At 72.6% G+C, this 24,964-nt stretch carries 28 protein-coding genes; 6 read left to right on the top strand and 22 right to left on the bottom strand.

The window, feature by feature from the left end:
- Positions 1-22: 22 nt before the first annotated feature.
- The 3 genes from ACLF3G_RS16350 to ACLF3G_RS16360 all read right to left on the bottom strand — a co-directional run bounded on the left by ACLF3G_RS16350 (position 23) and on the right by ACLF3G_RS16360 (position 2,745).
- Positions 23-1,132, bottom strand: coding sequence for an acyltransferase family protein (locus ACLF3G_RS16350; RefSeq protein WP_430670460.1), 1,110 nt, complete (start codon positions 1,130-1,132; stop codon positions 23-25).
- Between the two features lie 106 nt (positions 1,133-1,238).
- Positions 1,239-2,330, bottom strand: a complete 1,092-nt coding sequence (locus tag ACLF3G_RS16355; RefSeq protein ID WP_430670461.1) for an acyltransferase family protein — start codon at positions 2,328-2,330, stop codon at positions 1,239-1,241.
- 64 nt (positions 2,331-2,394) lie between these two features.
- Positions 2,395-2,745, bottom strand: coding sequence for a DUF3140 domain-containing protein (locus tag ACLF3G_RS16360; RefSeq protein ID WP_430670462.1), 351 nt, complete (start codon positions 2,743-2,745; stop codon positions 2,395-2,397).
- Between the two features lie 77 nt (positions 2,746-2,822).
- Here ACLF3G_RS16360 and ACLF3G_RS16365 point away from each other — a divergent pair, with 77 nt between their 5' ends.
- Both ACLF3G_RS16365 and ACLF3G_RS16370 read left to right on the top strand, forming a co-directional pair.
- Complete coding sequence (locus ACLF3G_RS16365; protein WP_430670463.1) at positions 2,823-4,124, top strand: NAD(P)/FAD-dependent oxidoreductase; 1,302 nt, start codon at positions 2,823-2,825, stop codon at positions 4,122-4,124.
- Positions 4,125-4,167: 43 nt separating this feature from the next.
- Positions 4,168-4,362, top strand: a complete 195-nt coding sequence (locus ACLF3G_RS16370) for a hypothetical protein (protein ID WP_430670464.1) — start codon at positions 4,168-4,170, stop codon at positions 4,360-4,362.
- A gap of 63 nt (positions 4,363-4,425) precedes the next feature.
- Here ACLF3G_RS16370 and fabG read toward each other — a convergent pair whose 3' ends face one another.
- The 14 genes from fabG to ACLF3G_RS16440 form a co-directional block, all read right to left on the bottom strand.
- Positions 4,426-5,151, bottom strand: a complete 726-nt coding sequence (gene fabG / locus ACLF3G_RS16375; RefSeq protein WP_430670465.1) for a 3-oxoacyl-ACP reductase FabG — start codon at positions 5,149-5,151, stop codon at positions 4,426-4,428.
- A complete protein-coding gene (locus tag ACLF3G_RS16380) occupies positions 5,148-5,591 on the bottom strand; it encodes a phosphotransferase (RefSeq protein WP_430670466.1) in 444 nt (147 codons plus the stop codon). Before ACLF3G_RS16380 ends, fabG begins: the two co-directional genes overlap by 4 nt.
- Positions 5,585-6,370, bottom strand: a complete 786-nt coding sequence (locus tag ACLF3G_RS16385; protein ID WP_430670467.1) for a beta-ketoacyl synthase chain length factor — start codon at positions 6,368-6,370, stop codon at positions 5,585-5,587. The genes ACLF3G_RS16380 and ACLF3G_RS16385 overlap by 7 nt, the downstream gene beginning before the upstream one ends.
- The gene (locus ACLF3G_RS16390; protein WP_430670468.1) at positions 6,367-7,545 is read right to left on the bottom strand and encodes a beta-ketoacyl-ACP synthase; all 1,179 of its coding nucleotides are present in this window, start codon (positions 7,543-7,545) and stop codon (positions 6,367-6,369) included. The genes ACLF3G_RS16385 and ACLF3G_RS16390 overlap by 4 nt, the downstream gene beginning before the upstream one ends.
- Positions 7,542-9,827 carry an MMPL family transporter gene (locus tag ACLF3G_RS16395; protein ID WP_430670469.1) on the bottom strand — a complete coding sequence of 762 codons (2,286 nt, stop codon included), beginning with the start codon at positions 9,825-9,827 and terminating at the stop codon, positions 7,542-7,544. Before ACLF3G_RS16395 ends, ACLF3G_RS16390 begins: the two co-directional genes overlap by 4 nt.
- Positions 9,824-10,387 (bottom strand): LolA-related protein, encoded by a 564-nt coding sequence (locus tag ACLF3G_RS16400; protein WP_430670470.1) that lies wholly within the window; start codon positions 10,385-10,387, stop codon positions 9,824-9,826. The genes ACLF3G_RS16395 and ACLF3G_RS16400 overlap by 4 nt, the downstream gene beginning before the upstream one ends.
- The gene (locus ACLF3G_RS16405) at positions 10,384-11,304 is read right to left on the bottom strand and encodes a hypothetical protein (RefSeq protein WP_430670471.1); all 921 of its coding nucleotides are present in this window, start codon (positions 11,302-11,304) and stop codon (positions 10,384-10,386) included. Before ACLF3G_RS16405 ends, ACLF3G_RS16400 begins: the two co-directional genes overlap by 4 nt.
- Positions 11,286-11,573, bottom strand: a complete 288-nt coding sequence (locus ACLF3G_RS16410; protein ID WP_430670472.1) for a hypothetical protein — start codon at positions 11,571-11,573, stop codon at positions 11,286-11,288. Before ACLF3G_RS16410 ends, ACLF3G_RS16405 begins: the two co-directional genes overlap by 19 nt.
- Positions 11,570-12,862, bottom strand: a complete 1,293-nt coding sequence (locus tag ACLF3G_RS16415; protein WP_430670473.1) for an AMP-binding protein — start codon at positions 12,860-12,862, stop codon at positions 11,570-11,572. Before ACLF3G_RS16415 ends, ACLF3G_RS16410 begins: the two co-directional genes overlap by 4 nt.
- Positions 12,852-13,331, bottom strand: a complete 480-nt coding sequence (locus ACLF3G_RS16420; RefSeq protein ID WP_430670474.1) for a hypothetical protein — start codon at positions 13,329-13,331, stop codon at positions 12,852-12,854. The genes ACLF3G_RS16415 and ACLF3G_RS16420 overlap by 11 nt, the downstream gene beginning before the upstream one ends.
- A 5-nt stretch (positions 13,332-13,336) precedes the next feature.
- Complete coding sequence (locus tag ACLF3G_RS16425; protein WP_430670475.1) at positions 13,337-13,630, bottom strand: phosphopantetheine-binding protein; 294 nt, start codon at positions 13,628-13,630, stop codon at positions 13,337-13,339.
- Positions 13,631-13,737: 107 nt separating this feature from the next.
- Complete coding sequence (locus ACLF3G_RS16430) at positions 13,738-14,586, bottom strand: MipA/OmpV family protein (protein ID WP_430670476.1); 849 nt, start codon at positions 14,584-14,586, stop codon at positions 13,738-13,740.
- Positions 14,583-15,248, bottom strand: a complete 666-nt coding sequence (locus tag ACLF3G_RS16435) for a class I SAM-dependent methyltransferase (RefSeq protein ID WP_430670477.1) — start codon at positions 15,246-15,248, stop codon at positions 14,583-14,585. The genes ACLF3G_RS16430 and ACLF3G_RS16435 overlap by 4 nt, the downstream gene beginning before the upstream one ends.
- Positions 15,245-15,982, bottom strand: coding sequence for a class I SAM-dependent methyltransferase (locus ACLF3G_RS16440; RefSeq protein WP_430670478.1), 738 nt, complete (start codon positions 15,980-15,982; stop codon positions 15,245-15,247). Before ACLF3G_RS16440 ends, ACLF3G_RS16435 begins: the two co-directional genes overlap by 4 nt.
- 73 nt (positions 15,983-16,055) lie before the next feature.
- On the opposite strand from ACLF3G_RS16440, the gene ACLF3G_RS16445 reads away from it, so the two are divergent.
- Both ACLF3G_RS16445 and ACLF3G_RS16450 read left to right on the top strand, forming a co-directional pair.
- On the top strand, positions 16,056-16,859 hold the full coding sequence (locus tag ACLF3G_RS16445) for a lysophospholipid acyltransferase family protein (protein ID WP_430670479.1): 804 nt from the start codon (positions 16,056-16,058) through the stop codon (positions 16,857-16,859).
- Entirely contained in the window at positions 16,856-17,635 is a 780-nt protein-coding gene (locus ACLF3G_RS16450) for a glycosyltransferase family 2 protein (RefSeq protein WP_430670480.1), read from the top strand. The genes ACLF3G_RS16445 and ACLF3G_RS16450 overlap by 4 nt, the downstream gene beginning before the upstream one ends.
- Here ACLF3G_RS16450 and ACLF3G_RS16455 read toward each other — a convergent pair.
- Positions 17,604-18,422 carry a polysaccharide deacetylase family protein gene (locus tag ACLF3G_RS16455; RefSeq protein WP_430670481.1) on the bottom strand — a complete coding sequence of 273 codons (819 nt, stop codon included), beginning with the start codon at positions 18,420-18,422 and terminating at the stop codon, positions 17,604-17,606. The two genes, ACLF3G_RS16450 and ACLF3G_RS16455, sit on opposite strands and share 32 nt — an antisense overlap.
- A 160-nt stretch (positions 18,423-18,582) precedes the next feature.
- Between ACLF3G_RS16455 and ACLF3G_RS16460 the strand changes: the two genes are divergently transcribed.
- Entirely contained in the window at positions 18,583-20,871 is a 2,289-nt protein-coding gene (locus ACLF3G_RS16460) for a xanthine dehydrogenase family protein molybdopterin-binding subunit (RefSeq protein WP_430670482.1), read from the top strand.
- Here ACLF3G_RS16460 and ACLF3G_RS16465 read toward each other — a convergent pair whose 3' ends face one another.
- The 4 genes from ACLF3G_RS16465 to ACLF3G_RS16480 form a co-directional block, all read right to left on the bottom strand.
- Entirely contained in the window at positions 20,872-21,213 is a 342-nt protein-coding gene (locus ACLF3G_RS16465) for a hypothetical protein (RefSeq protein ID WP_430670483.1), read from the bottom strand.
- 78 nt (positions 21,214-21,291) lie between these two features.
- Positions 21,292-21,573, bottom strand: coding sequence for a hypothetical protein (locus tag ACLF3G_RS16470; RefSeq protein ID WP_430670484.1), 282 nt, complete (start codon positions 21,571-21,573; stop codon positions 21,292-21,294).
- Positions 21,574-21,796: 223 nt separating this feature from the next.
- Positions 21,797-22,414, bottom strand: coding sequence for an acetyltransferase (locus tag ACLF3G_RS16475; protein ID WP_430670485.1), 618 nt, complete (start codon positions 22,412-22,414; stop codon positions 21,797-21,799).
- Positions 22,415-22,421: 7 nt separating this feature from the next.
- Positions 22,422-23,942 (bottom strand): transglycosylase SLT domain-containing protein, encoded by a 1,521-nt coding sequence (locus tag ACLF3G_RS16480; RefSeq protein WP_430670486.1) that lies wholly within the window; start codon positions 23,940-23,942, stop codon positions 22,422-22,424.
- Between the two features lie 357 nt (positions 23,943-24,299).
- Between ACLF3G_RS16480 and ACLF3G_RS16485 the strand changes: the two genes are divergently transcribed.
- The gene (locus tag ACLF3G_RS16485; protein WP_430670487.1) at positions 24,300-24,962 is read left to right on the top strand and encodes a glycine zipper 2TM domain-containing protein; all 663 of its coding nucleotides are present in this window, start codon (positions 24,300-24,302) and stop codon (positions 24,960-24,962) included.
- Positions 24,963-24,964 lie beyond the last annotated feature (2 nt).

Below are 24,964 nucleotides of genomic sequence, written 5' to 3' on the forward strand. Positions count from 1 at the left end.
GCAGGCCGGCCCTGAGCCGGCCTCAGCCCGCCTTCGCCCCGGCCTTCGCCCCGGACCTGGCACGATCCGGCTGCACCCGCCCGCCCCGGCCGCGCCAGGCGGCGTAGCCGCGCCGGATCAGCCGCTGCGCCGGGCGTTCCACCCACCACGTCAGCACGGTCGCGATCAGCAGGGACGCCGCCAGCGCCGCGCCGACGGAGGCATTCGCCGTCCAGCCCGCATCATCCTGCAACCGCAGGATCAGCGCGCGGCCGGCGAAATTATGCACCAGATACAGGCTGTAGGAGATGGCGCCGAGCCAGATCAGCACGGGCTGCCGCAGGAAGCCAGCGCGCCCGGTCAGGACCAGCGCGAAGGCCGCGATGGAGACCAGGGCGGCGCCCAGGAACTCCAGCGGATGCAGCACCGTGATGCAGGCCAGCGCCGCCAGGATGACCAGCATCGCCATGCGCGGACGTTCCTGCATGTAGATGCGGTACAGGCCGATGCCGATGACGAAGAATGGAATCTGGTTGAAGACCAGTTCGAAGGTGGTGGTCAGGTTCCAGCCCCAGAAGCCGCCGCCGCCCAGTTCTTCCCCGGCCCACCAGACCATCGCCGCGCCCAGGCCCACCAGCAGGAACGCCTCGATGTGGCGCAGCAGGCCGAGCGTGAACAGCGCGAGCACGGCGACGTAGAACCAGAGCTCGACATACAGGGTCCAGTAGGCCCCCTCGATGTCGTCGGCCGGGATGACGGACAGCTTCTGCAGCATGGTAAAATTCATCACCACGTCCAGCATCGGGCGCTCGTAGAAGGCCACGTCGAGCCCGCGCACCGTCAGCGTCGTCACGATGATCGCGACCCAATAGCCCGGATACAGGCGGGAGAAGCGGGAGACGACGAAATCCATCGGCCGCTGCGTCCGCTGCAGCGTCATGAAGATGACGAAGCCGCTGATGACGAAGAACAGCTGCACGCCGCGCGCGCCCCAGGGGATGTAGAACAGCGGCTCCGTCACATGGCTGTGCAATTCGTCGTAGCGGTCGAGGTAGTGGAACAGCACGACGGCAAGGGCGGCGATGCCGCGCAGGGCATCGAGTTCGCCGATTCGCGGGGAGGAATGCGGGGATCCGGGACGCTGATCTGCCATTCGCGAGTGACCTATTGAAACCAGACGAAAGCGAAAGCTTGCACGCTGAAGGGATCATTGAACTAAAGAGATCATTGAATGTCGGTGCGGCCTATGCACGAAGGTGCTAGCTCCGCGCCTCGTGTAGGCGGGGCCACCAGACGCGGCCGGGCGCGACTCGGCCGCCGGAGACCGCGGCGGCAACGGAGCCCGGCAGCAGCGTCACCAGCTGCGCCAGGACGATTCCGACCAGCACCGCCAACGGCGCGGCCAGCGCATCGAAGACGGCTTCGGGCGCCCCCATGGCGCGAAGCCCCAGGTCCAGGAACCGCAGCGTCCACCAGTGTGACAGGAAAATCATGAAGCTGTAGCCGCGGCCCCAGTCGGACAACCAGGCTTCCGGCCGCAGCCGCTGCGCCAGCCCGAGGACCAAGCCAGCGAAGACCACCAGCGTTCCGATCTCGAGCAGGGAGGGGTCGCCCCACCAGGTGCTGCCGAAGGCCCAGGCCGGCAGCACCGCCAGGGCTCCGAGCGCCAGCGGCAACGTCCAGCGGGCACAGGCGGCAAGCGCACCGGGAAACAGATGCAGGCCGATCCCGACCAGGAAGAACAAGGGAATGGTGTCGCGCAGGATGATGCGGCCATCGAAGCCGAGGACGTAGTTCGCCAGCACCACCGCGAAGACCACCGTGTAGCCGCCGGCGCTGGCGACAACGCGGCGCAGCAAGGTGAATGCCAGCACGCACAGGAACAGGTCGCGCAGGAAATACAGCGGTGCGTTGCCTGGCGCGCCATGGAAGGCGGTCAGGCTGTTGACCAGCCGGTAGGTGCTCTGCCGGGCCAGATCCCATTCCGGCCAGAAATGCCAGATCTCGTTCGCCACCAGCAGCAGCAGGACGGCGGCGGTGTTCCAGACCAGGAAGGGCAGGATCAGGCTGCGCGCCTTGCGGCCCACCAGGTCCAGCAGCTCGATCCGGCGGGAACTGACCAGCAGGTAGCCCGAAAGCACGCTGAGCGCCGGCACCGCCGCACGGGTCAGCGCGACGATGCCGCGTTCCAGCGCCGAGCCCTCGACCCGGACATCCTCCTGCATGATGAGGACGTGGTTCAGCACGACCAGCACGATCAGGATGAAGCGCCAGGCATCGAGATTGGCGCTGAAGGTCGCACTGGCGCGAGCAGGAACTCGCGGCGCTGGGTGGGGCGGTGCGATCTTCATCAGCAGCCAACGGTCGGGCTGGCCGCCGGGTTTGCTGCGGCGCGGCGGGATGAACGCCTTTACATCAGTTGCGTTTCTTCAACGGATCGTGACCCCAGTTCATCAGGCTGTACCGCCAGCGGGAGGATTCGACCCCCTCCGCCGGCCCGCCCTGGGTCAGATGGCGGTGCACGTAGCCGGTGACCTTGCGCATGTGGGCAAGGTCGTCCTCCGTCAGCTCCGCTTGGCGGCGCCGCAGGATCTCGACGATGCGGCGGCCGGATTGGTGGCCGACGGATTCCGTCTCGCCCTCATGCTGCCAGCCGACGGATTGGCTTTCCTCGGTAGCCAGCCAGCGTTCCAGTTCGGCCGTCGTCATGTTCACCGCATCGCGGAAGTCGCGGCGGATGGAGTCGGGATCGGGCTGCTGGGTCATGCCGGCGAAAAGCCCCAGCGCCGCGCGGGTTCCACTCGATGTTGACGCGGGATGCGCGGGCGGGGAATCTGCCGCGCATGCACGACGCACGCGAAACGGATGTCCTCGTCATCGGCGGCGGCCCTGCCGGGTCCACCGCCGCCGCGCACCTCGCCATGGCCGGCCGCCGGGTCGTGCTGCTGGAGAAGGGGGCGCATCCGCGCTTTCACATCGGCGAGAGTTTGCTGCCACGCAATCTCGATGTGCTGGAACGCCTCGGCGTGCTGGAGGAGGTGCGGCGGATCGGCGTGCACAAGCCGGGCGCCGAATTCGTCTCCGACCGCACCGGCCGCAGCGCGGCGTTTCCCTTCGCGCAGGCGCTGAACAAGGCGCGCACCCATGCCTGGCAGGTGAAGCGCGCGGATTTCGATGCGCTGCTGTTCACAAATGCGCGCAAGCGCGGCGCGACGGCGATGGAAAACACCAGGGTCACCGACGTCTCCTTCGGCGCAGCAGGCGAGCGTGCCACCGTCACGGCGCAGGATGCATCGGGTGCTTCCGTGCAGTTCCGCCCGCGCTACGTACTGGATGCGTCGGGCCGGGACACTTTCCTGGCCGGGCGGATGCGGGTGAAGGAGACGAACAAGTACAACAACACCGCCGCCGCCTACGCGCATTTCCGCGGTGTGCAGCGGCGGGAAGGCGAGTTGGACGGCTACATCAGCATCCACCTGGCGGAGGATGGCTGGTTCTGGCTGATCCCGCTGCCGGACGGGCTGATGAGCATCGGCTTCGTCGGCAACCAGGATGCCTGGAAAGGCCGCCGCGGCACCGCCGCCGAGCTGTTCGCCGCCCGCATCGCCGGTAGCCCGACCGTGGCCGCGCGGGCGCAGGGTGCCGAGATGGTGTCCGAGGTCTATTCCACCGGCAACTACAGCTACCGGGCGCGGCAGGGCCATGGCGAGGGCTTCCTGATGATCGGCGACGCCTTCGGCTTCGTCGACCCGATGTTCTCGACCGGCGTGCTGATGGCGATGACGGCGGGCGAACTGGGTGCCGAGGCCGCCGATGCCTGGCTGGATGATCCGATTCGCGGCCAGAAGCTGGCGGCGCGCACCAATCGGGAACTGGCGCGCGCGATGGACCGCATCGGCTGGCTGATCTACCGGATCAACGACCCGGTGATGCGGTCCCTGTTCATGGCGCCGCGCAACACGCTTTGGATGCGCGACGGCATCATCAACATGCTGGCCGGAAACCTGCGTGGCGATCCGCGCGCGGTGGTGCCGATCCTGTCCTTCAAGGCCGTGTTCCACGTGCTGTCGGCGCTGCACCGCTTCGGGCTGGGCCCGGCGATGCCGGAGAAGCGGCCGACGCCCGTTGCCGTCGCGGCCGAGTGAAGCAGCGGGTTCTGCCAACACCCATCACGGAGACTCCAGCACCATGCGCCCCATTCTGCTCGCCACCCTCTGCCTGGTGACGCTGGCCGCCTGCGAACGAAGCCGCCCGATGGCACGGACCGGAGAGGCGCTGGACCGTGCCGGCAGCCGCACGGGCGAGGCGGTGGGCCGCGCCGCCAACGACACCGGCGCCGCGGTCGGCCGGGCCGGCGACTGGGTCCGCAACCGCACGCAATGAAGTGTCCGGTCGCGTGATTCAGACTTTTCGGCCGTAACGGCCTCAAGTCATCACGCCCCCGCTTCAACCCAACCCGCCACCCACCGCGATGGTCTGCCCGCTGATGTAGCCGGCGCGGTCGGAGGCAAGGAAGCCCACCAGTTCCGCCACATCCTCCGGCCGTCCCGCGCGCCGTGCCGGCACCAGTTCCGCGATGCGGGCCGCGGTCATGGCGCTGGCCACGGCGGGGCTTTCGATGATCCCCGGCGCCACGACATTCGCGGTGACGCCGCGGGAGGCATATTCCAGCGACACGGACTTCACCGCCCCGATCAGCCCGGCCTTGGCTGCCGCGTAGTTCGCCTGGCCGCGATTGCCGAGCAGGCCGGAGATGGAGGAGATCGCGACCACGCGCCCCCAGCGCGTCGCGATCATCGGCAGGATCAGCGGGCGCAGCGCGGCGAAGAAGCCGTTGAGCGAGACATCCACCACGCCGCGCCACTGCTGCTCGGACATGCCGGCCAGCGGCACATCGTCATGCGTGCCGGCGTTGTGGACCATGATCTGAACCGGGCCGGCCACCAGCAGCGTTTCGAGGCAGGCCGCGGTGGCGGGCATGTCCGTCAGGTCGCAGGCGAAGGCGCGGGCCTGGCCGCCGCCGGCCTGGATGTCGGCGGCCAGCGCTTCGGCGCGGTGCAGGCCGGCATGGGCATGGATCAGCACCTCATGCCCTTCGGCCGCAAGGCGGCGGCAGATGGCGGCGCCGATCGGGCTGGCGCCGCCGCTCACCAGGGCGCGGCGGGGCATCATGCGGGGACCGCCAAGGGAGAGGACAGGATGATGGCGGCCTGGCCGTGCAGCAGGGCCGAGCCGGCATGGGAGATGGCGAAGCGGTAGATGAAGCCGCCGGATTCGGCGACCAGCGCCGCGGCCTCGATGCGCAGCGGGCCCGGCAGGTGGTCCAGCCGCACGGCCTCCAGCGCCACCTCGCGCAGGCTGCTGACGAAGCCCAGCGGCTGCGCGGCGCCGGCCGTCAGCGCGCCATGCAGCGCCATGGCCTGGAGGGCGAATTCCACGCCGCAGACTGCCGGCAGGATGCCGTCGCGGCGCAGCGGGTTCGCCGGGTCGCGGTGGCGGTCGGTTTCGCACAGGATGGACGTGGCGTCCCAGGACAGCGCGCGGTCGAGCAGACACATGGCGCCCTGGTGCGGCACCAGGCGCGCGATGGCGGCGTGATCCGGCATCAGCATGGCGTCACGCGCAGGTCCAGATGCGCGTCGGGCAGCAGCGACAGGCGGATGCGCGCGGCGCGGCAGGCGGCAACCGCGCGCATCAGCGGCAGGGCGCGGGCGGCGGGGTTGCCTGGGGCGAGCGCATCCAGCGCATCGGCGGGGGTCGGCTCCGGCGCCGGTTCGGCGACGTAGCGCAGGTCCAGCATCGCCTGCGCGCCCTCCGCCGCCGGGCGCAGCAGGCATGCGGTGGCGAACGGGAAGGCCGTAGTCCGCACGTCGGACAGCGGCGCGGTCATCGGCGTGTCGTAGGCGACCAGCAGCACCGGCCGCCCGCGCGTCGCCACCGCGCCCATCGCCGCCAGCAGCCCCGCCGCGAAGGCGCCGTCATGCCCGCCGAGGCTGACGGAGGGCATCGTGGAGCCCACCGCGATGTGCCAGTAGCCGGCCGCCGCATTGTGCACGGAGTTGTGGAACTGCGTCGGGGAGACCACGCCCTCCGCCTCGTGCAGCGCATCCAGGATGCCGCCCACCACCGCGCCATCGCCGTTGCCGCTGGCGAAGAAGGTTTCCAGCGCGGCACGGTCCGGCTCGGCCTCCGTGGCCTCGGAGGCGGCGGCCAGGGCGAAGCGGGTGGTGGCACCGGCGCGGCGGCGGTCGCCGGGGGCGAGGATGGCGGGCGCGGGCGGCAGCGCTTCCGCCATCGCCCAGGGTTGCGTCCCGGCCAGGATGGGCCGGCTAGCGGCCCAGCCGGGCAGGCCGGGACCGAAGACGGAGACGGCACCGAGGAAGCACCTCATCCGCCGCCGATCACCAGGCTGCAATTGCTGCCGCCGAAGCCAAAGGAATTGCTCATCACCCGGCGCACGGACGTGCGGCGGTTCGTGGTGGCGACGTCGCTGCGGAATTCCGGGTCGGCGGCGTCGATGCCGAGGCAGCCGGGCACCAGGCCGTCCTCCAGGCAGATGGCGGCGACCAGCGCCTCGATCGCGCCGGAGGCGCCGAGTGCATGGCCGGTCCAGCCCTTGGTGGAGGAACAGGGCACGCCGGCGCCGAAGACATGGTGCATGGCACGGTCCTCCATGGCGTCGTTGGCCCGCGTGCCGGTGCCATGCAGGTTGACGTAGTCGATCGCGCCGGGTGCCAGCCCGGCGGCCGCCAGCGCCGCGCGCATGGCGCCGACGGCGCCGAGGCCCTCGGGGTGCGGGGAGGACATGTGGTGGCCATCGCTGCTGGCGCCGGCGCCCAGCAGCAGCGGCCCGTCCGCCGCCGCGTCGGCGCGTTCCAGCAGGACCAGGCCGGCGGCCTCGCCGATGCTGATGCCGTCGCGATCCCCGGCGCAGGGCCGGCAGGGGCCGGCGCTGAGCAGTTCGAGCGAGGCGAAGCCGTGCAGCGTCAGGCGGCACAGGCTGTCCACGCCGCCGGCCACCGCCGCATCCACCACCCCTGCGGCAATCAGGCTCGCGGCTTCCATCAGCGACCGGGCGCCGGAGGTGCAGGCGGTGGAGACGCACAGCGCCGGGCCGCGCAGGCCAAGCCGGGCGCGCAGATAGGCCGGCAGCGCCTGCAGGTCGTGGGTGCGGGCGTAGTCGAAATCGGCCGGCAGGTCGGGCGCGCGGGCGGCAAAGGCCTGCTCGGTGCGCTCGATGCCGGCGGTGCTGGTGCCGACCACCACCGCGATGCGATCCGCGCCATGGCGGCGCACCGCGCCGGCGACCGCCCCGGCGAAGCCATCGCTGCGCAGTGCCAGCTCGGCCAGGCGGTTGTTGCGGCAATCAAAGCCAGCGAGGTCCGGCGGCGGCGCGGCCTGGTCCAGCCCCGCCACCGCACCGGTCCAGATGCCGGGCGGCGCACCCGGAAACCTGTTGGGCGCCAGCCCGCCGCGCCGCGCATGCAGCGCCGCGCGCATCGGCGCGATGCCGGCGCCAAGCGCCGAGACGGCGGTGCCGGCGCTGATCCGTAAGGGAAACATCATGCGCGCATCGTCCTGGGCGCCAGCGCCAGCGCCAGCAGGAAGGCGGCCGCGACGCCGGCGGCGACGGTCAGGCCGATGCCGTGCAGGACGGGCGTGGCGCACAGGGACAGCAGGCCGAAGGTCAGCAGGGTGGACACGGCGCAGTTCAAGACGGCTCCTGCGGATTCATCTTCGGACGCGACGAACAGGGCATAGTCGATGGCCAGACCCGCGAGCAACAGCAGCGCCGCCAGATGGAACAGGCTGATCGCCTCTCTCGCCATGGTCAGGACCGCCAGCGCCACCAGCACGGCGCCCGCGATCGGCGCCGCCACCGCCACGGCGCGGCGGGCGCTGCCGAGGCCGAGCGCCAGCAGCCCGGCCACCAGCACGCCCCCGGCCAGCGCCCAGCCCAGCGTCGCGCGGCCATAGCCGGCCAGCAGGCGGTCCATCTCCAGCTTCACGTCGAGGAACAGCACGCCGGGCAGGCCCAGCCCCGCGGCGGCCCGTTCCAGGGCCAGCGGATCGGTGACGCCGGTGGCCGGCGCGAGTCCCCAGACCTCGGCGCCGTGCCGGGTGATGAGCGGGTCGAGCCGCGCGGCGATGGTGGGCGCGCCGGCGGCCAGCGCGGCGAGGTCGAGCGGCGGCAGGTCGCGGCTCGCCGCCACCGCCTCGGTGAAGCGGCGGAAGGCGGTGTCGCGGAACGGCAGTCCGGCGGCGGCCTCGCGCAGCGCGGCGTCCAGCGTCGCGGAATCCGGCAGCGCGGCCTGGCGGGCAAGCTGCGTCGCTGGGCTGGGCAGGTAGCGGCTGGGCAGGTCGAGGCCGGTCAGCAGGCCCTGGGCGACCAGCGGCTGCACGGCGGCGGCCAGCGCCTCCGACAGGCGCAGCATTCCGGCCTCGGAAGTCGTGGGGCCGAGGACGAACAGGCTGCGCACATCGGGCGCGCCAAGCTGCCGGCGCAACTCGCCATCCAGCGCCTGCTGCGCGGCCGGCACCGGGCTGAGCGCGGCGAGGTCGCGTTGCGCCTGCGGGCCGCCGGTGGCCAGCAGAACAACAAGGGCCGCGGCCAGCGCAGCCCAGGCAAGGCTGCGGCGACCGCGCAGCGCGCCAAGTGCGGCCAGCAGCGCCGCCGGCAGCGGCCGCGCCAGCATCCGCGCGTTCTCCGGCACCAGGCGCGGCAACAGCCAGCGCGTGGTGGCGGCCGCGGCCAGCAGGCCGACGCCGCCGAACACCGCCGTCTGCACCAGGCCGGGCAGGCCGGAGCCCAGCATCGCCAGCAGCCCCGCCGCGGCGGCGGCCGCCGCCAGCCGCAGGGTCGGCCAGATTCGCGCGGCGGCCTCGCCCAGCGATTCGTCCGCCCGGCGCAGCGTCAGCAGCAGCAGCGGATAATCCACCGCGACGCCGAGCATGGTGACGCCGAAGCCGAGCGCGATGGCGTGGACATGGCCGTATATCGCGACGGTCGCCGCATAGCCCACCAGCAGCGCCGCCAGCAGCGGCACCGCGACCAGCGCCAGCAGCACGCCGGACCGGAAGCGCCAGAACAGGAATCCCGCCAGCAGCAGCGTCGCGGCGAGGCTCACCCGCGTCACGTCGCGCTCGATGCTCTCCGCCGCTTCCGCTGCGAAGACGCCGGGACCGCTGAGCAGCAGGCGGGCGCCGGGGGGTGGATTGGCAGCGGCGAAGGCGGCGTGGAAGGCGGCCATCGCCTCGCGCTGCGCCGGCGCATCCAGTCCGGCACCCTGGCCGCGCGCCACCAGCAGGGCGCGCGGCGGGTCGCCGGGCGCGAACCATGCGCCATCCACCGTGGCGACGCGGGATTCGCCAAGCCAGGTGGCGGCCAATCCCAAAAAGGCGCCGGTCGGGTCGGCGAAGCCGAAGCGCGCCAGCAGCGGCGACGCGGCGGACCGCAGCCCGTCCAACAGCGCCTCCAGCTTCGGCCGCAGGCCGGCAGCGCGAAAATCGGCATCGGCCAACAGGTAACGGTGGTGGAACAGGAAGTCCTGCTCCGCCTCACCCAGCGCCACGGACCCATCGCCGACGAAGGCAAACCGACCCGAAGCGCGCAGGCCGGCGGCCGTCTCACGCGAAACCCGGGCCAGTTCGGGGCGCGGGGCGCCCTCGATGGCGGCCAGCAGCAGGGTGGTGGCGGCGCCGGATTGCAGTTCGCGGAACAGGAAGCGGGTCGCCGGCGTCTCGCCCGGCGGCAGGAACTCGGCGAGGTCGGCGCGCGGCGGCGCGACCCAGGCCAGCGCGCCGGTCAGGCCCGCCAGCAGCAGCAGGACGGCCAGGATGCGGGTCACGGGGTGGGCATGATCCGCATGCGGGTGACGCCGCCTCCGCCCTCGGTATCCACGCCGCGAAGCTCCGCGCCCTCCCCGGTGATGGTGATGCGCTGCACCGCGCCGCGCAGGCGCAGCGCCTCCGGCGTCAGCACAAGGCTCCAGGCGGCGGGGGTGCCGCTGAACCCAACCTCGTAGTGCCGGCGCAGGGCGGGCAGGTCGCCGGCCAGGGTAGCGCGGATCGCCTCCACCAGCGCCGCCATCTCGGGCTGCTCCGCCAGGGCGAAGTCGCGCTGGGTGCCACGGTCGCGGCGTTCGTAGCGCAGGCGGCCGTCCTGCACGGCAAGGAACTCATCGATCGGCCAGGTGGTGTGCTTCTCCAGCCGGTCGGGCGCCAGCCACAGCAGGGTGCCCTCGTTGGGCAGGCCGATGTCGAGTTCCGGGATTACCTTCTCCTCGGTGAAGCGGGATCGCCGCTCGCGCACGGCGGCCAGGGCGCGCATCACCTCGCCCAGCGCGTCCTGGGCCAGGGCCGGGCCGGCCAAAGGCAGCAGCAGCAGGGTGCGGCGGCCGGAAATCATGCGTCCTGCCAGAACGGGTAGAAGTTGAACCAGTTGAAGGGATGCGCGCGGCACATCGCCTCCAGCTCGCGCGCATAGGCCTCGACGGAGGCGGCGACGGCGGCATCGCGGCCGGCGCGGCCACCGGGCGCCACCTGCTCGGCGAACGCCTGGAAGTGCACCTCGTAGCGGCGCTTGCCGGTGCGGAGGCCGAAGGCCAGCATCACCGGCACGCCGAGCACGGCGGCCAGCACATGCGGTCCGGTCGGCAGCGGCGCCGGGTGGCCGAGGAACTGCGCAGGATGCAGCCGCTGGCCGGCCGGGGCCCGGTCCGCCAGCAGCCCGACCAGCCCGCCGCGCTCCAGCACCTCCCGCACCCGCAGCATGGAATCCGGCGTGCCGAGCGGAATGATGGCGGCGGCGCGGCCGGGACCGCCCAGCGCGTCGAACACCGCCTTGACCCGCGCCGCATTCGCCTCATGCATCAGCACGGACACCTCGACCGGGCACCCAGCATCGGCGATGGCGCGCAGGGCTTCGAAGCTGCCGAGATGGGCGCCGAACAGCAGGCAGCCTTGACCAGCCTCGACACGGGCGCGCAGCGCATCCAGCCCGTGCACCGTGATGGCGAAATCCCGCGTCCGGCCGGAGGCCAGCCAGATGCGGTCCAGGATCGTGGCAGCGAAGGTGAAGTACAGCGCCCACAGATCGGCGAGGCGCGCAGGTCGGCCCAGCGCCCGGCCCAGATACTGCCGCGCCGAGGCCCGCTGCCGCGGCGAGAAGGCCAGGAAATAGGCGGTGATCGGGAACAGCAGCACATGGCCCGCGTGCCAGCCGAGCGCGCGGGTGATGCCGATCATCACCCGCAGCCAGAAATTGTTGCCGCGTTCCGGCGCGCGCACCCAATCTGGCGCCGGGTTCAGGGCGGCGTCGGCCATCCCAGCTCCCCCAGCAGCACGGTCGTGCCGGCGCATCGGCAGGTGAAGGCGACGCGATCGGGGCCACGCGGGTCGAGCGTGATCTCCACCTCCTCGCCAGGCAGGACGGGCGCCGGGAACTTGGCCCGCAGCAGCCGCGCCGGTGGCGATCTTCCGGCGTCCGCCACGGCCCGCAGCACAGCGTCCAGCAGCAGGACGCCGGGCACGATGGGGCGACCCGGGAAATGCCCGGGCAGCGCCGGATGGTCGGGCGGGACGCGGAAGGTCACGGCTCCTCCTGCACCAGCCGGGCCAGTGCCGCGCGCGGCAGTTTTCCCAAACTGTCACGCGGCAGTTCATCCACCATCTCCAGCCGGCGCGGCAGGAAGGCCGGGTCGAGCCGGCCACGCAAGGCGCCCAGGATCTCCGTGGCGGACCGGCCGGGGGCGACGACGATGGCGGCCAGCCGTGCCGCCGGATTGCGTTCCAGGTCGCGCGGCGCGAGGAAGACGCCATCCTGCACCCCGGGCACGGTGGCGAGCACGCGGTTGAGATCGGCCAGCGAAGCGCGCTTGCCGCCGAGCTTGACCAGATCCGCGACGCGGCCGAGCAGGCGGAAGCGCCCCTCCCCCACCGGCTCCACCGCATCCGACAGGGTGACGGCGCCGAGGCCGGGAATTTCGGCGAGGCCGGGCCGGATGGTGATGCCCTCATAGGGCAGCCAGGTGTCTTCCGTGGCGCTGCGGCGGCTCGCCATGGAGCCGGCCTCCGTCGCACCATAGATTTCCAGCATCGGCGCGCCCCAGTCGCGCTCCACCGCACCCGCCATCTCCCGCGACAGCGGTGCGGTGGCGGAGATGACGGCCAAAAGGTCGGGCGGGCGGCGACCCTCGGCCAGCAGCACGCGCAGGTGCAGCGGCGTGGTGATCAGGATGCGGCGCGGGGGCACGGCTTCCAGCGCGGCCAGCACGTCGCCGGGAAAGAAGCTGGCGCCGGCGTGGATGGCGACAGCGGCGTGCAGCGGCAGCATCAGCGTGGTCTCGAAGCCGTACATGTGCTGCGGCGGCACCGTGGCGACCAGGCTGGCGGGCGAGCCATCCTGCGCACGCAGCCCGAAGCGCGCGGCGGCGGCGGCGGCGCCCTGCACCAGGGAGCCCCAGGGTTTCGGGTGCGCCGTGGGGGCGCCGGTGGAGCCGGAGGTGAAGGCGATGGCGGCTATGCGGTCGGCCGGAATGGCGGGGGGCGCAAACGTGCCGGGGCCGCAGGCGAGGTCCACCAGGACCACCGGCAGCGTGGCGTCCGGCTGAGGCGCATCGGCCAGCAGGTAGGCGCCTTCGGCCTGGGTCGCCGCGCCGGGCCGGGCGCCGAGCAGCGTCGGGTGGCCGCGCCACAGCGCCGCGGCGAAGCCGACCAGGGCTGCGTAGCGATCGGCGCAGATGTTCACCGCCTGGCCGTGTTCCGGCAGCCGCGCGGCCAGCGTGGCCGCCTGCGCCAGGAACCGGCCCACCGTCACCGCCTCGCCGTCGCGATGGCAGATGATCTCCGTCACGTCGCGGGAGGTCAGCAGGTCAGGCGGCATGATAAGCCAGCACGGCGCGGCAGGTTCGCCACGGGGTTGCGCGGCCGAGTTCCGGCAGGCGACGGCTGCGCAGCGCGTGTTCGCCGAGGAACAGCGCGAGGCAGGCGGCGGATTGCCACAGCGACAGCGTGGCGGTGGTCCACCAGCCGAACACGGCAAGCGCGTGCAGCAACGCGAAGCCGGCCAGGACCCAGCACCAGAAGGCGGTCAGCGCGCGCGTGTAACCCTCTCCGTGCGGCGGAAGCCCGGCCACGTCGCACCGTGCGTAGCGGGTGATCAGTGGCACGCGGCCCGGGCGCAACGTCACCGCGAAGCGCAGCGCCACTGCCAGGTTCACCAGCACCGCGACCAGCGCCGGCCCCTGTTGCCCAGCCCACCAGACCAGCATGCCACCCGCCAGGATCTCCACCGCCACGGCCAGCAGCCACAGCGCCGACCCTGAAAGCAATTGGCGCGTGCCGGACGCCATCCGGCTCAGCGGGTCCGGTGCCCGGCGATGTGCGCGGCCAGGCTGCGCAGCGAGGCGAAGATGCGGTGGTTGCGCTCGTCGTCCGAGCGAAGCTGCACGCCGTAGGCCTTGGACACGGCCAAGGCGAGTTCCAGCGCATCGATGGAATCGAGGCCGAGGCCGGTGCCGAACAGCGGTGCCTCCGGCGCGATCTCCTCTGCCGCCGTCTCCAGCGACAGGGCGGTGACGATCAGCCGCGCCAGGTCGGCTTCCAGCGCCAGATCGGGTTCCACCACCGCCGTAACATTCATCACATTCATCCGGAATGCCTCCCCCCGATAGGATCGAAATCGATTTATAGATCAGTCTTCCGAATGATCAGAAACACGATGTCGAAATTCGCGCAGCAAGTTGAGATGGCGACTGATCAGTCATAGGGCTCCGCGCCTGACGTAACTGTGGCAGTGCTTCGGTACAGCGAGACGGAGATGCCGCCGACCAGCGTGGCGTTCCATTCGGACCGCGACAGCGGGCTTTCGTCATTGGCGGCGCCGGCGAAATTCTCCACCCGCCCACCGGTGGTGAGCGAGATGCGGTCGGTCACCGGCACGCGGTAGGAAAATTGCAGCCGCATCCCGAGATAGCCGCCCTCGGCTTCGTAGGCGGGGCGGCCCGGCCGCGCCTCGCTCGGCCGGACCCGGTACCAGTCATCCATCACCCTGCCGGTGGCGAAGACCGGGCCGAGGCCGATGCGGGCGCGGTCCGGGCTGCCTTCCGTCCGGAACAACCCGGTGCGTTCCAGCGACACCTCGGGCGCGAAGACGAAGCCGCGATGGCGGATGCGGGAGAAGTCGGTGGTGAAGGCGGCGCGCACCGGCGCCTCCAGCACCAGGCGGGTCAGCCGCGCGGTGTCGCGCCAGGCGACCCAGCGCAGTGAGGGGCCGACCTCGCCCATCGGGTCCAGGTCGTCCATCCCGTCGCGGGCGCCGCCGCCCGACCGGCTGCCGAGGGCGCCGTTGGCGTTGAAGGTCAGCTCGAAATCGGCGCTGCGGAACAGCCGGCCGCGCAAGCCGCGCTCGTCGCTCTGCAATATCTCGCCGCGATAGATCAGCCAGGGCAGCGCCAGGGCGCGCGGCTCGGCGCGGTCGGAGGCCGGGTAGTCCGGCAGCAGGCCGCCGCCGAGAAAGGCGCCGGCTTCCAGCAGCGGGCGGCGGACCTCCTGCGCCGAAACCGGCAGGGCGGCGAGCAGGCAGGCACCGATCAGAAAGGGTCTCAAGGCGCTTCGCGCTCCGCCAGCAGCATGACGTTGGGCAGCGGCGTCCAGCCCCAGCAGGGCGTGACGCTGGTGCGGAAACCCTGCGCCCGCAGCGGCGCGGCGATGGCAGCCAGGGGCAGCGGGCGGAAGGCGGAACCGTCCCGGCGCAGACGGCGGCCAGCTTCCTCCATGGCGCTGCCGAGCCCGGCGCGCCAGCCGCACTCCGGGTCGAAGGCGCGGATGACGATGCGGCGGCGGGCGGCGGCGGCCATGCGGGCGATCAGGCCACGCTGTGCATCCTCCGGCATCTGCAGCAGCACGTCGAAGATCAGCGCGGTGTCGCACGCCGGCACCTCGGCACGGCCGAGATCGGCGACGGCGAAGTCCGCCGGCAGGCCGGCGCCGGCGCGGCGGGCATCGGCGATCTTGCCGGGGTCCAGGTCGAGGCCGTGCACCGTCTGCGCCAGCCCCGCGGTCAGCAGCGCCAGCCCCACCTGGCCGCGGCCGCAGCCGAGGTCGGCCACCACGCCGAAGCCTCCGGCCTGCCGCGCCAGGCGCAGGATGGCCGGCGTCGCCGGGTCGGTCAGCAGCTTGCCGCGGACGAAATTGCGGGCGTAGCGGGAGGCGCCGGCATAGCGCGCCGCCACCTGCCCGGTCAGCGCCAGGAGGCCCGGCTGGTTCACCCCGGGCACCGGGCCGAATAGGCGCGCATCATGCCAAGCTCGGTGGCGCAGCCCACCTGCGCCAGCCCCGCCTCACCCAGGCGGGCGATGATCTCGGCGGGCGGCACGCAGGCCTCGATCGTGTCCCAGTAGTAGCGCATCAGCGTGGCCGACTCGCGGCCGGACAGGCGGCTCAGCGCAGGCACCACGGCGCCCATGTAGCCGCGCAGCAGCGCATGGGCGAGGCGGCCTTCCGGCCGGGCGATCTCCAGCACCAGCACGCGGCCGCCGGGGCGCAGCACGCGACGGAATTCGCCGAACAGCGCGGACAGGTCCGCGACATGGCGCAGCGCGTAGCCCATGCTGACGAAGTCGAAGCTGGCATCTGCGAAGGGCAGCGCCTCCGCCCGCGCCTGCACCAGGGTCAGGCCAAGCTGCCGGCGGGCCACGGCCAGCATGCCTTCGCTGAGGTCGAGGCCGACCAGGTCCCGCGTGCCGCCGAGGATCGCCGCCGCCTCCCGCGCCACCAGGCCGGTGCCGATGGCGACGTCCAGCGTCCGTGCCCCGGGGGCGAGGCCGGCCTGGCGGAGGGCGCGGCGCCGGTACCAGGGGCCGGAGCCGAGCGCGAAGGCGGCATTGATGCCGTCATAGGATTCCGCCGTGCGGTTGAACAAGTTTCGCACGAAATCGGAACGTTTCGCCGGCGCTTCATAATATTCCAGCAGCGGCGCGTGGGGTGGAACCGGCTTGTTCATCCGGGGTTGCTGGACTGGTTCACCGGCCATCCTGTAAACTTCGGTCCCGACTTCATCACGCGGCGGCATGACAATGACAAAGACCGAGGCCGGCGTCCAACCGGCCCCGGCGCGACCTGGGCAGCGGCCAGCACAGGGCTGGTGGCTCGCCGCCTACTACCGCGTCGCCTTCTATGTCTGCGTGCTGGTCTGGCTGCTGAGCTGCCTGGCCTGGAGCCTGCCGGCTTCCCTGCTGGTGCGCATCGTGCCGCGGCGGCCCGGGGAGCGCATCGGGCAATTCATGATCATGGCGGGCTTTCGCTGGTTCCTGTTCGTCATGCGGGCCACGGGCGTGCTGCGGGTGGACCTCAGCGCCCTGGACGCGCTGCGGCAGGATGGCGGCATCGTGATCGCGCCCAACCACCCGACAATGCTGGACGCGGTGCTCATCATCTCCCGCCTGCCGCGCGTGGTGTGCATCACAAAAGCCTCGCTGTGGGGAAGCTGGACGCTGGGCGGCGGCATCCGCATGGCCGGCTACATGCCGAACGACGCGCCGCTGCCGATGATCCGGCGGGCCGCGGACGCGGTGCGGGGCGGCAGCCAGTTGCTGATCTTCCCGGAAGGCTCGCGCACCGGACGCAAGCCGGTGGACCGGCTGCACCGCAGCTTCGCGCTGATGGCGCGCGCCGCCGGGGCACCCGTACAGGCGGTGCTGATCGAGGCCGACAGCCCCTATCTCAGCCGCGGCTGGCCGCTGTTCCGCCGGCCGGTGCTGCCGCTGGTCTACCGGGTGCGGCTGGGCGAGCGCTTCGAGGTGGGGGCGGATGCCGATGCCGGCGTGGCGCGGCTGGAACAGCATTTCCGCAGCGAACTGCCGCAGGCTCCACCCGCGTGACGCCGCCTTCCTGCCCGCCCCCCGATTCCCAGCGGCTGGTCCTGATCCCGAGCTACAATACCGGCCCGAAGCTGGTGGAGACGGTGCGCGCGGCGCGCGCCGCTTGGGCGCCGGTCTGGGTGGTGGTGGATGGCAGCACCGATGGCAGCGAGGTGCTGCTGCGCCAGGCGATGGCGGGCGATCCGCTGCTGCGGATCCTCTCGCTGCCCGTCAATGGCGGCAAGGGCGCCGCGGTGCTGGCCGGGCTGGTGGAAGCCCACGCCGCCGGCTTCACCCATGCGCTGCTGATGGATGCCGATGGCCAGCATCCCGCCGACAGCATCGGCCGCTTCATGCAGGCCTCGGTGGCGCAGCCGGAGGCGTTGATCCTCGGCCGGCCGGTGTTCGGGCCGGAGGCGCCGCTGCTGCGGGTGCGCGGGCGGCGGATTTCCAACTGGTGGGCCAACCTTGAAACCCTGGGCGCCGGCATCGGCGATTCTCTCTTCGGATTCCGGGTCTATCCGATCGCGCCGCTGCTGCGGGTGATGCAGCGCAGCCGCTGGATGCGGCGCTTCGACTTCGACCCGGAGGCGGCCGTCCGGCTGGCCTGGGCGGGGGTGCCAATCGTGAACCTGCCGGCGGCGGTGCGCTACCTCGCCCCGGCGGAAGGCGGCGTCTCGCATTTCAAATATGGCCGCGACAACGTCCTGCTGACGGCGATGCATATCCGGCTGGTGCTGGGGATGCTGGCGCGGCTGCCCTGGCTCATGCTGCGGCGGCCAGGGACACGGCGCTGAACCCCCCGGCACGGATGCGTGCCAGCAGCGGCGGCAGGGCCGACAGCGCCACCGGGCGGCCCCAGGGGTCGCGGGCCGTGTTGCCGTCATGCAGCAGCAGGATGTCCCGGCCGGCCATGCCGTTGGCCAGCCGGCGCAGCACGCGCTGCGGGTCGCGGATGCGGGTGTCGTAGCCGCGCCGGGTCCAGGCCGCCAGGTGTAGCCCTTGGCCGGCCAGCACCGGGTCCAGCAGCGGGCTGCGCAGGCCCATCGGCGCGCGGAACCAGCGCGGCGCTGTGCCGGTGATGCTGGCGATGGTGTCCTGCGCCTCCGCGACTTCCCGCCGCAGCGCCCACAGGCCGAGTGCGGCGAAATAGCCGGGATGGGTCTGGGAGTGGTTTTCCACCGTGTGTCCGCGCGCCAAGATCTGCCGCAGCAGCGCCGGGTGGCGGGCGGCGCGGGCGCCGATGACGAAGAAGCTGGCGCGGGCGCTGGCGGCATCCAGCAGGTCCAGCACGCGCGGCGTCACCTCCGGGTCCGGGCCGTCGTCGAAGGTCAGGGCGACGGCGTCGCCCTGACCTTCGGGCAGGCGGACCAGGTTCGGGCCGAGCAAGGTGCCGCGCGGGTGCATCAGGCCGGCCAGCAGCGCGTGGTTGCAGGCCAGCACGCCCAGCACCTGCGGCCAAAGCCCCGGCTGCACCGCCAGCGTGGCCGCGCCCAGCCCATGCAGCCACAGCGAGGCCCGTGGCAGCGGCGCGGGATGCCAGGCCCGCAAGCTCGCCACGACCGAGGGGTTGGGGGGACGCACGCCGTATCCTCCGCGGCGCCGATACGCCGCGCGCGATCTAAGGCGATCCCCAGCCCTGCGTCGACGGCCGGTGTCGACGGCCGGCATCGACGTCCTGCCCCCAGCCTTGCGGGAGTCCGTGGCTTGCTGGCAACTGGCGCCGGCTTCGGGTGGAGATCGCATGGCGTTCGATGTGCTGCCGGGACTTGGGGCGCCGCTGCGGCGGCTGGAGGATCCGCGTCTGCTGACCGGCGGCGGCCGGTTCACCGCCGGGCTGGCGGCGCCGGGGGCCCTGCAGGCGATGTTTCTGCGATCTCCGCACGCACATGCCCGAATCCGGCGCGTGGCAACGGAGGCGGCGCTGGCGCTGCCGGGCGTGGTCGCGGTGATCACGGGGCGGGACGTGGCGGGGCTAGGGCACAATCCGGCAGTGACGGAAATCCGCGACGCCGCCGGCCGCCGCCATGTGGAACCGCGGCGGCTGCCGATCCCGCAGGACCGCGTGCGGCATGTCGGCGAGATCGTCGCGATGGTGCTGGCCGAAACCCTGGCGCAGGCGCGCGATGGCGCGGAGGCGGTGGAGGTCGACTACGAGCCGCTGCAAGCCGTGGTGCGCGGCGACGATGCGTTGCAGCCCGGCGCACCGCTGCTGCATGAGGACGCCCCCGGCAACCTGGTCTGCGACTGGCAGCGCGGCGATGAAGCGGCGGTCGCCGCCGCCTTCGCCGGTGCCGCCCACATCGCGCGGCTGCACCACCGATCGCCGCGCATCCTGGCCGGCTACCTGGAAACCCGCGCGGCACTGGCGCAGTGGGATGCGGCGACCGGCCGCGTCACGCTGACCACGCCCTCCCAGGGCGTCCACCTGCTCGCCCGCGTGCTGTGCGACCACATCCTGCTCTGGCCGCGGGAGAAGCTGCGCGTGGTGACGCCGGATGTCGGCGGCGGGTTCGGGCCGAAGCTGCCGCCCTATCCCGAACAGGCGCTGGCCTGCTTCGCCGCCGCGCGCCTGCAACGCGACGTGCGCTGGGTGCAGGACCGCACGGAACACCACCTGGCGGACACTCACGCCCGCGACCTGGTGGCGGATGCGGCGCTGGCGCTGGATGCGGATGGGCGGTTCCTGGCGATACAGGTCCAGGGCGTGGCGAATTTCGGCGCCTGGGTCTCCACCGTGAACCCCACCATCCCGACCGGCGGCATGGCGAAGGTGCTGGGCGGGCTCTACGACATTCCCGCCGCCCACATCGCGCTGCGCTGCGCCTTCAGCAACACCGCACCGGTGGACGCCGTGCGCGGCGCCGGCAAGCCGGAAGCGCTGGTGCTGCTGGAGGGCCTGGTGGATGCGGCGGCGCGGCAGACCGGGCGCGACCCGGTGGACCTGCGGCGGCTGAACCTGCTGCGGCCCGACGCCTTCCCGTATCGCACCGCGCTCGGCTACCGCTACGACAGCGGCGACTATCCGGCGCTGCTGGATGCGGCGCTGCGGCTTTCCGACGAGGCCGGCTTCGCCGACCGGCGCGCCGCCTCCGCCGCACAAGGGCTGCGGCGCGGCCGGGGCGTCGCCTGCCACCTGCATGGCTCCGGCGGCTGGGGCGATGAGACATCGCTGGTCGAGGTGCTGCCGGATGGCCGCATCGCCGCACGCACCGGCACGCAAAGCCAGGGGCAGGGCCACGCCACCGCCTATGCGCAGGTGCTGGCGGCAACCCTCGGCGTCGATCCGGCGCGAATCACCGTCGAGCAGGGCGACAGCGACCGCATCCCGCGCGGCGGCGGCACCGGCGGGTCGTCCTCGACCATCATCTCCGGCACCACGCTGGTGCTGGCGGCGGAGGCTGCGATCGAGCAGGGCCGCGCCGCGGCGGCGGAGATGCTGGAGGCGGCCACCGTCGATGTCGCCTGGCGCGATGGCGCCTACGAGGTGGTGGGAACCGACCGGCGGATTGGCCTGGCGGCGGTTGCGGCGCGGCAGGGCGGGCTGGAGGGTCGCGCGGATTTCGCAGACACGGTCGAGACCTGGCCCGCCGGCGTCGCGGTGGCGGAGGTCGAGGTGGACCCGGAGACCGGGCTGGTGGTGCTGGACCGCTACGCCGCCGCGGTGGATGCGGGCACGGTGGTGAACCCGGTGCTGCTCGCTGGGCAATTGCACGGCGGCTGGGCGGCCGGCATCGGCCAGGCGCTGATGGAACAGGCCGACTACGACCCTGAAGGCCAGCTGCTGAGCGCGACGCTGATGGACTACGCGATGCCGCGGGCGGAGGCGGTGCCGGGCTTCGTGCATGGCATGGTCCCGGTGCCCTCGCCCAACAACCGCCTCGGCATCAAGGGGGTGGGGGAGTTGCCGACCAATGGCGCGCCGGCGGCGCTGGCCAATGCGGTGCTGGATGCGCTGGCCAGGGATGGGGTCACGCAGGTCGCGTTGCCGATGACGCCGGAACGGGTCTGGCGGGCGCTGAACGGCGGTTGATCAGGCCGAGCGGATCCAGGCAATGAAGACCAGGAAGCTGGCGACGCCGGCGATGGCGTGCAGCGCCAGGACCAGCTTCGCGCCCCGCCGGAGGTAGCGGTACGCGCTCCACCCGGCGGCGGCGGCGAGGCCCACCAGAAGCAGCGGCAGGGCGCGCGGCGGGCCGGTTTCGGCGGCGGGCGCGGTGACGGTCAGCAGCAGAACCAGCGCGGTGGCCGCGAGGGCCAGGACCAGGTGCGCGCGCACCACCAGCGGCTTGCGGATGCGCTGCAGCCATAGCAGCCCGGCGGCGACGCCGAGGGCGAGCGTGGCGAGCAGGGCCAGGAGGGCGGCCAGGTTCATGGGCAACTCCGTGCCGGGGGGGGGGGGCGGCTGCGGATCGGACCTCCCAGCCGCCGCCGCGTCAAGCGGCGCGGCGCCTTATCCGGTGATGAGCAGGCCCAGGCCGATCATGGCCAGCAGCAGCATGATCCCGGCCCGCAGCGCCGTCATCAGGTCCGCGCGTTTCGACGTGGCCTCGCCATCCTCGCTGTCCCAGCCGGAGGACACCACGGGATAATCCGGTCGCGCCGGCCGGCTCGGCGCCACCGGCTGGGAAGGTTGCGGGACAGGCTCCGGCAACGGGCTGGAGGCGAGGTCGGCGGGAGGCCGCAGCCCGAGCAGGCTGCGCGGCTCATCTGGGGTCCGGGCTTCGGTCATCATGAGGGCGAGTATCGTCCTGCCCCACCCACTCATCCACCACCCGCAAGTCGTATGCACTTCGAAATGTATCATATGCAGAAGAGAACCGGTGTGGCCTTCGCAACGTCCGGTAATCCTGATGGTCGCCGCTGCGCGCATATGGCAGGCGACGAGGCGCGTGAGACAGCAGGGCGCGCAGGGGCCATTGGCCGATGCAACCCTTGATCCGTTGGGGAAACGGCCTTCAACGGAGCGGGCGGGCCGGAACTCCGCCGATACGCGCGCCGGGCGTAACCTCCGCCGAAACGGCCGCGCCAGGCGCCACCAGCGCATCCTCCCCGATCGTGACCCCGGGCCGCACCACCGCGCCGGCCGCCACCAGGACACGCGCCCCCAGCGACACCCGGCCGCAGAGCACCGCGCCGGGGCCGAGATGGGCGGCCTCGCCGAGGGTGCATTCATGCTCGACGATCGCGCCGGTATTGACCAGCGCCAGCCGGCCGAGCGCCGCCTCCGGCCCCACCACCGCGCGCGCCATCACCTGCGCGCCGGCGGCGATGCTGGCGCTGGGGGAGACCAGGGCGGCGGGGTGCAGCAGCGGCGGCAGGGTGAAGCCGGCGGCCTCGCACAACGCGCCGAGGCGCTGCCGGGCGGCGTTGTCGCCGATGGCGATCACGGCCTCGACCAGACCTTGGGCCCGCAGCGCGGCCAGGAGGCCGGTGTCGCCAAGCCAGGCGCAGCCCAGCACCGGCCCGTGGTCGCCACCGTCATCCAGCAGCCCCGCCACCGCGGAACCGTTGGCGCGGATTGCCTCGATCACCGGGCGGGCGTGGCCGCCGGCGCCGAGAACCAGGACAGCCACGGCGCCATCAGGCCCCGGGCGCGACCACCATGCAGGCTCCGCGGCGCATGCGCTGGCAGGCCTGTTCGGCCGCGTCGCGGTCCGCGAGGCCGGTGACGCGCGCGCGGTACAGGATGGTGCGGCCCTGCGAGGCCGGCTGCACCTGGGCGCTGGTGCCGGCGGTGCGGAGCGTGCTGCGCGCCTCCCCGGCCGCGGCGCGGGCGAGGTTCTCCGAGGCGAAGGCGCCGACCTGGATGCCCCAGTTGCCGGCAGCCGCCCGCGCGGGTGCTGCGGCCTGCCGCGTTGCCGCGGGCAGCGTGCTGGCCTGGGCCTGGCCGATGATGGAGAAGCCACGCGGAGAAGGCTGGGCGAAGCCCGGCGGCATCACCGGCACGAAAGGCTGCGCCACGGCGGCGGTGCGGGCCGCCGGCGGGGCGGCTGGCGCCGGCTCGGCCCGGGCCGGTGCCGCGCCGACCGAGGCATAGCGAGCGAACTCAGCCGGCGGCGCCGGCAGGGATTCGACCTGGAAGCCGGCGCCGGGCGTGCCCGGGTCTCCGGGGCTGGTGATCGGCGCCATGGCCAGTTGGGTCGTCGCCGGCGGCACATAGGCCCCACCCTGCGGAAGGTCGCCGGGGCTGGTGATCGGCTCCATCCGGGTCTGGAAATCGCCGAGGCTGGCGACCGGTGCCATGGCAATGACGCTGCCCTGCTGGCGGGCCGGCGCCGCGGCGGAGGCCTGTGAGACGAAGCCGCCACCGGCCGAGGCCAGCTGCGTCGGCGCCGCATAGGAATAGGCTTGGCTGCTGCCGTCCGGAATCGGCTCCATCCGCACCACCGGGCCGGGCGGCAGGCTGGCGACCTGCACGCCGGGATCGACCGCGTTGCGCTGTTCGCGCAGCGCCAGCATGGTCGCGGTATCGCCACGGCGCGGGCCGGCCGGGATATTCAGCGGGATCTCGGCAGCGGCATAGACCTCCGGCGCCGCGCGGCGGTTCGGGCTGGCGCCCTGGATGCGCGGGCCGATGCGGGCGACGTAGTTGCGGGTCTCGGCCGGCAGGCCCCGATTCGACCAGAGGTAGTCCTCCAGCCGCCGCGGACCGGCATTGTAGGCGGCAAGGAACGCCGGGTTGCCGTACAGCTCGTACATCTCGCGCAGGTAGGCGGTGCCGGCCATCAGGCTGTCCCAGGGGTGGTAGGGGTCCGGGCCGAGGCCGTACTTTGCCTGCAATTCGCGGTAGGTGCCGGGCATCACCTGCATCAGCCCCATGGCGCCGACGCGGGAGGTGGCGCTGACGCGGCCGCCGGATTCCTGGCGCATCACCTCCCGGATCCAGCGCTCCGGGATATCGAATCGCTGCGAGGCCTGGGTGATGTAGGGGCCCCACGGGTCATGCGACGGGCCGGGCGCGTCGTAGGTGGAGGGCCGTGCGTAGTCGCCGGAGGAGATCCGCGCCGCATGGGTGGTTGCGCGCTGCGGCGTCTGGCCGCAGGCGGCAAGCGCACTCAGCAGCAGGCAGGCCATCACAGGACGCTGCCAGGCAGCGATCACGGGCCGCCTCCAGGATGGGTCCCGAGGCTGGGCCGTGCCCGCAGCGCTGGACCTGGTCATGAGAGGATGCTCCGTCGGTTGCGGGTGACGATCCCGAGGCCTGCCCCCCCGGCCCGTGCCTCGCCCCCATGCGATGCACCAGCCCAGGCCAACCCCGACTTCCGTCCCGTCGTTCAAGTCTGCCGGCAAGTCTGACCTGCAAACGCCTAACCTAAAGCGTGGGTCGGAGGCAAGGACGAGATCATGGCAGTCGCTGCCGTGATCATGCCTTGGTGGTGGATTACGTTTAGAGCCGACCCATCTCCAAGGCCACATCTTGCCAGAACCGCCGCGCAGCCGGCCGCCGAGGATAATCCAATGATCCGCCTCACCAACCGCCTGATCCCCGCCGTGGCGGCGCTGGCCCTGGTCGCGGCGCTGCCCGGCTGCGCACCGCGTGCCACCGGCAGCACGGTGGGCGCCCGCACCCTGGGCAGTGCCGCCTACGTGTCCTACGGCACCATCGTCGGCAGCCGGCCGGTGCAGGTGGCCGGCAGCGGTGGCGGAATCGGCACGGCCGCCGGGGCGGTGGCCGGCGGCCTGGCCGGCAGCTTCATCGGCGGTGACGTGCGGTCCAACCTGCTGGCCGGGCTTGGCGGCGCACTGATCGGCGGCCTGGCCGGCACGGCCGTGGAAGGTGGGCTGAGCCAGGGCAATGCCATTGAATTCATCGTGCGCGAGGATGGCGGCGGCGACATCGCCGTGGTGCAGACGAACGAGTCGGCCCTGCAGGCAGGCGACCGGGTGGTGATCACCCGCGGCGACCGGGTGCGGCTGTCGCGCGCCGCGGATGGCCCGCCGGCCGCAACACCCTACGGCACGCCGCACCAGGGTTATGCCCCGCCCCAGGGATATGCCCCGTCCCAGGGATATGCCCCACCCCAGGGTTATGCCCCGCCCCGGGACTACGCCCCACAGGGCTACGCGCCGTCGGCAGGTTTCGACTCGGCTCCGGTGCGCTATCGCGGCGAGCCGAAGTAGGC

Source organism: Falsiroseomonas sp. HC035, from assembly GCF_050563525.1.
Classification (GTDB): domain Bacteria; phylum Pseudomonadota; class Alphaproteobacteria; order Acetobacterales; family Acetobacteraceae; genus Falsiroseomonas.